At 30.4% G+C, this 1,083-nt stretch carries 1 protein-coding gene and 1 pseudogene; both read left to right on the top strand.

Annotated features, from left to right (window positions below):
• Window positions 1–110: 110 nt before the first annotated feature.
• Window positions 111–533: pseudogene (locus HX005_RS16370) on the top strand (IS982 family transposase); the annotation flags it as partial.
• A 23-nt stretch (window positions 534–556) separates the two neighbouring features.
• The gene (locus HX005_RS16375; RefSeq protein ID WP_286378204.1) at window positions 557–904 is read left to right on the top strand and encodes a DUF6088 family protein; all 348 of its coding nucleotides are present in this window, start codon (window positions 557–559) and stop codon (window positions 902–904) included.
• Window positions 905–1,083 lie beyond the last annotated feature (179 nt).

Below are 1,083 nucleotides of genomic sequence, written 5' to 3' on the forward strand. Positions count from 1 at the left end.
GTTATATGCGGGCCAATTGGTTGTGCGGTAGATTTTGTGTGTAGGCTTCTTCATTTGAAAATTATATCGCTGAAAAAGCCTTTACAGATAGGTTTGTGCAACAAAGCCGTTTTAAATTACATCTCGTTATCAATAATTTAGGTGAAATTATTAATCTCAAGCTGACATCGGGAAATGTTCATGATGTTGCTATATTAGAATCTTTAACTCAAGAATTAAAAGGGATCCTACTCGGAGACAAAGGCTATTTGAGCAAAGCAAAAGCCGAAGCTTTAGCAGCAAGAGGACTGAAAATATTGACCCCATCACGTCGGAATATGAAAAATAAACCCATCCAAACTGAAGAAGAAAAACAATTACTTTGCAGAAGAGGATTGATCGAAACAGTGAATGATCAATTAAAAAATTTACATCAACTTGAACATTCACGTCATCGTTCGGTAAATAATTTCATGGTGAATATCATGGCTGCTGTAGTGGCTTATTGTTTGAACCCCAATAAGCCAACTTTCCAAAATATGCTAAAAGGTTAAGTGGATTTCATCGAACTCAGGTTATACAATTACATGGAGCAGAGGTAGCGAACCGGTTTCGAATAAGTACTCAAATGCCTTTAACGCTAGTTTTTCTCACGAGTGGTTATTCACGCGAGATTGATATATGTGGTGCAAGAGTAAGATTTATACATACAAGTAATAAACGTCTATTGCAGTATTCAATGCACGATATCGGTAGAGCAATAGTATGTCTTGATTATCTAGGAAAAAATTTAGTCGATAATAAAGTGCTTGAAAAAATAAGTAATCATATAGGAGAGGAAAATTTTAATTTATTAAAAAATGCAGATATTGATCTATGGATGAAAAAATCGATTTATAAATATCAATTAAATAAGAAGCTTTAACTTGCAATTGGTTTATATGGGGGTTATAAATTTTTTATACAATTTATACAATTTATACAATTTATACAATTTATACAATTTATACAATTTATATTATACAATTTATACAATTTATACAATTTATACAATTTATACAATTTATACAATTTATACAATTTATACAATTTATACAATTTATA

Origin of the sequence: Acinetobacter sp. R933-2 (assembly GCF_030325485.1) — a bacterium.
Lineage (GTDB): Bacteria > Pseudomonadota > Gammaproteobacteria > Pseudomonadales > Moraxellaceae > Acinetobacter > Acinetobacter sichuanensis.